This is a genomic window from Microvirga zambiensis WSM3693, assembly GCF_016735695.1.
GTDB classification, from domain to species: domain Bacteria; phylum Pseudomonadota; class Alphaproteobacteria; order Rhizobiales; family Beijerinckiaceae; genus Microvirga; species Microvirga zambiensis.
This window is the reverse complement of record NZ_JAERQD010000132.1, coordinates 1-6,273: the sequence shown is the minus strand read 5'-3', so window position 1 is coordinate 6,273 and position 6,273 is coordinate 1. Positions and strand designations below refer to the sequence as shown.

General features: G+C 60.4%; 4 protein-coding genes and 3 pseudogenes. All 7 read left to right on the top strand.

The window, feature by feature from the left end; translation table 11 throughout:
* On the top strand, window positions 1-901 hold a 901-nt coding region (locus tag JKL46_RS33895), incomplete at its 5' end, for a Mu transposase domain-containing protein (RefSeq protein ID WP_425493354.1).
* Window positions 898-1,419: pseudogene (locus JKL46_RS33890) on the top strand (ATP-binding protein); the annotation flags it as partial. The gene JKL46_RS33895 and the pseudogene JKL46_RS33890, both read left to right, overlap by 4 nt.
* Window positions 1,420-1,557: 138 nt before the next feature.
* Window positions 1,558-2,766, top strand: coding sequence for a tyrosine-type recombinase/integrase (locus JKL46_RS33885; RefSeq protein ID WP_201842820.1), 1,209 nt, complete (start codon window positions 1,558-1,560; stop codon window positions 2,764-2,766).
* Between the two features lie 11 nt (window positions 2,767-2,777).
* On the top strand, window positions 2,778-3,752 hold the full coding sequence (locus tag JKL46_RS33880) for a tyrosine-type recombinase/integrase (RefSeq protein WP_201842818.1): 975 nt from the start codon (window positions 2,778-2,780) through the stop codon (window positions 3,750-3,752).
* Entirely contained in the window at window positions 3,749-4,780 is a 1,032-nt protein-coding gene (locus JKL46_RS33875) for a tyrosine-type recombinase/integrase (RefSeq protein WP_201842816.1), read from the top strand. The genes JKL46_RS33880 and JKL46_RS33875 overlap by 4 nt, the downstream gene beginning before the upstream one ends.
* A gap of 114 nt (window positions 4,781-4,894) precedes the next feature.
* Window positions 4,895-5,191: pseudogene (locus JKL46_RS33870) on the top strand (ATP-binding protein); the annotation flags it as partial.
* A gap of 130 nt (window positions 5,192-5,321) precedes the next feature.
* Window positions 5,322-5,888, top strand: a pseudogene (locus JKL46_RS33865) (transposase); the annotation flags it as partial.
* Between the last annotated feature and the right edge of the window lie 385 nt (window positions 5,889-6,273).

Genomic DNA, 6,273 nt, shown 5'->3' with positions numbered 1-6,273 from the left:
CTCGGCGGCCTTCCGCAATCTCGATCGCGACGCCCGCGAGGATCTGACCCGGCGCTACGATGCCCTGTGCTCCCATTACGGCATGGAGCCGAGCCGCAACAATACAGGCATCGCTCACGAGAACGGCGCCATCGAGAGCGTGCACGGTCATCTCAAGAAGGTGATCGAGGATGCCCTGCTGCTGCGCGGCGCGCGCGACTTTGCCGATCTGTCCGCCTACCGCCGCTTTATCGACGAGGTGGTCGGGCGCCGCAATGCCCGCAACACTCCGCGCATCGCGGTCGAGCGCGCGGCGCTCCACGAGCTGCCGGACCGGCGCACCGCCGATTACGAGGACGCGATCGTCACGGTGACCTCGACCAGCGGCTTCGTTCTGCGCAAGGTGTTCTACAGCGTGCCCTCGCGCCTGATCGGCCACCGGCTGCGGGTGCGCCTGTATGACGATCGCCTCGAGGTCTATCTCGGCGGCACGCATCAGTTCACGCTGCCGCGCGGGCGGGCCCATCCCAACGGCCGGCACGGGCATGTGGTCGATTACCGGCATGTGATCCACTCGCTCAGACGCAAGCCCATGGCCCTGATGGGGCTGGTCTACCGCGACCAGCTCTTTCCCCGGCAAGCCTATGCCCGGGCTTTTGAAGCGATGGTGGGCCAGCTTCCCGTCCGCACCGCCTGCCGCACCATGGTCGACCTGCTCGCCCTGGCGCACGAGCATGCCTGTGAGGCCGAACTCGCCGCGCGCCTCGATGCGGATCTGAAGGCCGGCCGGCTGCCGGATCTCACGAGCTTGCGGACCCTCTTCAGTCCGGATGCCGGTGCCGTGCCCGACATCGTGGTCTCCTATGCGCCGCTCAGTGCCTATGAGGAACTCGCCCGCGTGCATCAGGGAGAGGTCGCATGACGAGCCCCGATGCCATTGATGCCGGTCGCCTGACCCTGGCGCTCAACGACCTGCGGCTGCCGGCCATCAAGGCGATCTGGCCGGACTTCGCCGCCCGCGCCGACAAGGAGGGCTGGCCGGCGGCCCGCTTCCTGGCGGCTCTGGCCGAGCACGAGATGGCCGAGCGCGCCAGCCGGCGCATCCAGCGCCATCTCGACGAAGCCCGTCTTCCACCCGGCAAGACCCTCGACAGCTTCGACTTCTCCGCGGTGCCGATGATCAGCAAGGCGCAGGTGATGGCGCTGGCGGCCGGCGACAGCTGGCTCGAGAAAGGTGCCAATCTGTTGATGTTCGGCCCGCCCGGCGGGGGCAAGTCGCATCTTGCGGCCGCGCTGGGCCTGGCCCTGGTGGAGAACGGCTGGCGGGTGCTGTTCACCCGCACCACCGATCTGGTGCAGAAGCTGCAGAGCGCGCGGCGGGATCTGCAGCTCGAGGCGGCGATTGCCAAACTCGACAAGTACCATCTGCTGATCCTCGATTAACGTGCAGTGCGCAGAGATGTGGAGCTAGCACCGCAAGAGCCTGCAACTGCGCGATTTTCCCGCGATACCACTCCACATAACTGAATCATCGTCCGCCTAGGATGACCGCTCCCCTAACCTCAACAGGAGAGCGTGATGCTTAAGGTTTTATTTCCGAAATCGTCTGGTGATTACGAATGTTCGCGCTTCGGCGCGGAGCTTGAATTCTTTGCCCGGTGGTTGCTCGCAGCAGGATATCTGACTGCTGCCGCAGGTCGCCATGTCCACCGATTGAAAAGCATCCTTGAGGCCACAGAGGCCCTTCAATGTGCCCAATCTGTGCACGAAGCCGAACTGGAAGAAGAGTTATCTCTCGTTCCTGGCGCTCTGCGCCATGCTTCCACCGAGCGTGCATATCGCCGCTTCCTCAAGGCAGAAGGACGGCTCGAAGAAACAAAGCCACAAGAGCCCGTGGAGCAGTTGCTGCTGCGATATCGAGAATACCTTCTAGACGTGAGGGGGTTAGCACCGGCGACGATTGTCCAGCATCTGGGAACGATCGAGGATTTTCTGTCCTTGACGGATGGACCGTCACAGGACCTTTCCACACTGACATCCGAGCACGTCGAAAACTTCATCCATACCTTGAGCCGTAGGGTGCTGCGGCAAACGCTCCAGCACAAGGTTGCTCATCTGCGCGCCTTCCTGCGCTTTTGCGGCGATCGTGGTGAGACTGCGCGAGGGCTAGAGCGCATCGACACGCCAAGAACCTATCGTGGAGAATTGCCGCCTCGTGCCCTTAGTTGGGAGGTGATCGAAAAATTGCTCGCTTCGGTCGCCAGGACTGATTATCTCGGCCGCCGTGACCATGCGATCCTCCACCTCATGGCCTATTACGGTCTGCGACCTTCTGAGATCGCAGCGCTGACGTTAGACGCCGTCAATTGGAAGCGACGTACACTACGGGTAGAGCAGCGCAAGACTCGTTCCACCCTCGTTCTGCCTTTGGCTGACCAGACCTTTGAAATCCTCGACAAATATATCGCAGAGGGGCGTCCCCGCGACTTGGTGACGAACGTTCTGTTCCCAAAAGTGCGTAGCCCTGTGGGACCTCTGACGAGCTGGGGTGTATGCGACATCTTCTCCAAGCGGGCACGGGAAAGCGGCCTGCCGCTCGATGGTGTCTCATCATACGCATTGCGCCATTCGTTTGCCATGAGACTGCTCGGCCGCGGCGTTGGGGTAAAGACGATCGGTGACCTGCTCGGCCATCATAGCCTTGAGAGCACTTGTGTTTATCTTCGCATTGAGACGGACATGCTGCGTACGGTGGCTCTGCCCGTACCTGGCATTGCCGGCCTTTAAGGAGAACGGCAATGTTCACAGCCATCTCTCCGACCCCCTTGGATCAGCCGATTGTGGCATGGCTTGCCCACCAGCGAGCTCTTGGTCGCCGCTATTATCCGGAGGAAAGGGTTCTGGTGTCCTTGCGCGAATTTATCAGCCGCACCGGACAGGATCTTGATCGAGCAAGCTTCGATCGGTGGTGTGCCACATTCCCCCATCTGGCAAGCAATACTCTGCGGTATCGCCAGCGCGTTGTTCGCATGTTCTGCCTTTATCGACGGCGAAAGGAGCCGGGCTGCTTTGTTCCCGATCCCTTGTACTTCGCACGCCCTCAGCCTCACCGCCGTCCCGTTATCGTGGAGCCTGGGCAAATAGCCAAAATGCTGACCGCCGCCGACAATATGTCCGTCGCGTCGGGCTCGCCGCTGCGGCCTGCAGTTTATAGGATGGCTGTCGTTCTGCTGTACACGACCGGGATGCGTCGCGGCGAATTGTTGCGCCTTACATTGGCAGACTGTGAGCCAGAAAGTGGAGTCTTGCGGGTTCGGGAGTCAAAGTTCCACAAATCGAGAATATTGCCGCTGTCGCCTGACGCACATGCCGAATTGGGCAGCTACCTAAGAAAACGTCTCGCCCCACCGTTCAGCCGGGATCCCGACACGCCTCTACTCATCAACACGGAAGGCGGGCTTCGCGCCTATACCGGAGCTGGGATCAGCGGTGGCATCCATTCTCTGTTCGAAACGGCAGGTGTTGAGGATAGCGAGGGCCGCCGCCCCCGCATCCACGACTTGAGACATAGCTTTGCCGTCGGCGCGCTCATTCGCTGGTACCTGGAGGGCGCCGATGTGCAATCGAATTTGCCGAAGCTGGCTCTCTACATGGGCCATGTGAGTATCGTGTCGACGGCATATTATCTGCACTTCCTTCCGACGCTGAGGGCGATCGCCAGCGACCGCTTTGAAGAGGCTTTCGGCGGCGTCGTCAGCGAGGCTGTGGCATGAAAAAACATCATTCCACCGCATTGGGCCGAAGCATGGCGCGCTTCCTTCAAGAATATCTTCCCGCTCTCCGCGGCATGAGCCATCATACGATCCAGAGCTATCGCGACACGATGGTCCTGTTCCTGCGGTTTGCAGCGGCAGAAACCAACGGATCCGTCGAAAGCCTTGAGGTCTCCGACATCAATGCCGACAAGATCGGTAGCTTTCTCACGTCGCTTGAGGTCGAGCGTGGCAACAGCATCGCAACTCGCAACGCTAGACTGGCGGCGATGCATACCTTTGCGAGGTTCCTGATCTCGGAGCATCCCGAATATATGGATACCCTGCAATTGGTAGTGACACTTCCCTTCAAAAGGGGCGCGCGAGTGGCACCTGTCGAATATCTCGAAGAGCCTGAAATAAAGAGCGTCCTGGCGCGCATCGACCGTCGCACTCCTTCAGGACGGCGGGATTACGCGCTGTTCTCGCTAATGTTCAATACGGGTGCACGAGTGCAGGAAATCCTGAATCTTCGCATTTATGACCTTCGTCTGGTATCGCCTTGTCAGGTGCGCCTGCACGGCAAAGGCAACAAGGTTCGTCTTTGCCCGATCTGGCGTAGCACGGCTCAGCTTCTTCAGGATTTGATCAACACACTGCATCCGCCCTCAGACATTCCCGCCGAGCAAAGGGTCTTTCTCAACGACCGCGGCACACCGCTGACTCGGTTTGGCGTTCGATACTTACTGCGCAAATATGTTGATATGGCTGCGGGGGAGGAATCCACCCTAGCCGAAAAAAGCATCCACCCCCACTCCTTGCGGCACACGACGGCCATCCACCTTCTCAAGGCGGGTGTTGACATTGCTACCATCAGTCAATGGCTCGGCCACTCGGGGCTGAACGTAACGATGCGCTACGCGCGAGCCGATATCGATATGAAGCGGCAAGCGCTCGAACAAGTCTTTCCCGACGTAATGTCATCGGCAAAGGATCAGACGATCATCGCTTATGATGGCGGGATGTTAGGCTGGCTGCGCCGCTTGTAGACGCTCAGTTATGTGGAGTGGTATCGCGGGAAAATCGCGCAGTTGCAGGCTCTTGCGGTGCTAGCTCCACATCTCTGCGCACTGCACGTTAATCGATTAATGTTGAGCTGCACATTAATCGATGACTTGGCCTATGTCAGCAAGGATCAGGCAGAAACCAGCGTCATCTTTGAACTCATCGGCGCCCGGTACGAGCGTCGCTCGCTCTTGATAACGGCCAATCAGGCCTTTGGCGCTTGGGGAAAGATTTTTCCGGATCAAGCGATGACGCTCGCCGCGGTCGATCGTTTGGTGCACCACGCGACGATCTTCGAGATGAATGTCGAGAGCTATCGCCGCAGAGAAGCCATCGAGCGTAAACGCGGACCAGGACGTCCACCGACGCGCGCGACAATCAAGACGTCATCCTGATTGACGCTCGCAGCGACAATCAAGAAAGCGCTTGCATCTCTGTCGCGGCGCGACAATCATCGTTGTGCCGCGACAGCCAATCATCCGATCCTGATCGCCGCGCTCTCCATCCAGATGGTCGCGCAATAGGCGTGCGGTGCTCGACGACCTCGTGGCACGCCAGCTGCGCCGGCCAGCCTTTGTCATCGTCGATGGCGCGCCGGGCCTGGAGCAGGCGCTCGCGGCAGTATGGGAGGGCGTTCCCTTGCAGCGCTGCACGGTGCACAAGCTGCGCAACCTGCTCGCCCATGCCCCCAAGCGTCTCCATGATGAGATCACGGCTGACTACACCGACATGATCTATGCCGCCACAGCCGAGGAGATCGAGGAGCGCCGCAGGGCCTTCCTGCGCAAGTGGCAGCTGCGGCATCGAGCGGTGGCCGACAGCCTGGAGGAAGCGGGCGAGGCGCTGTTTGCCTTCACGAAGTTGCCGCCCTCGCAGTGGAAGTCGGCCCGCACCACCAATGCCATTGAACGGCTGCACGAGGAGTTCAAGCGGCGGATCAAGACCCAGACGGTGCTGCCCTCGGCGGCGACCGCGGCCATGCTGTTCTGGGCCCTGCTCGCGTCCGGTCAGATCACCATGCGCAAGGTCGACGGCTGGAAGACACTCACGCAAGCATCAGCCACAAAGGAGACGATTGACCTCGCGGCCTGATCCAATACCATCTTCATACCGGAGATCGCGCCACCCGAATTTCTACACAACTCGCGACGGCACCCAAGGTGTCCCGGCGTGGGCCTGACCCACACTCTGATCGACCAGATCCGTGTCTTTCCCCGGACCTGTCGGCCGCCCGGGAGCCTTGCGGTGAGGTTTGCCTCACCGATGCATTTGACCCAAGAAGGGCCTGACTTCCTGTCGCGTTGCTGTCCTGTCCAGGCACCCGGTCTCGGTAAACCGTCGGTCCAAGGTCTGCCTGGGAGAGCCGGTATGGAAGTTCAGGAGGTTACACCGCATCTCGTGTACGCATCCGAGCTGGGCCGCCTTGTGGGACTGGGGCATTTGGAAGAGCACTGGCTCGATCGACGTCGATATGGAC

Coding starts and splice junctions, on each gene's coding strand:
- JKL46_RS33885 (WP_201842820.1), top strand. CDS start 1,558: ATGCTTAAGGTTTTATTTCCGAAATCGTCTGGTGATTACGAATGTTCG.
- JKL46_RS33880 (WP_201842818.1), top strand. CDS start 2,778: ATGTTCACAGCCATCTCTCCGACCCCCTTGGATCAGCCGATTGTGGCA.
- JKL46_RS33875 (WP_201842816.1), top strand. CDS start 3,749: ATGAAAAAACATCATTCCACCGCATTGGGCCGAAGCATGGCGCGCTTC.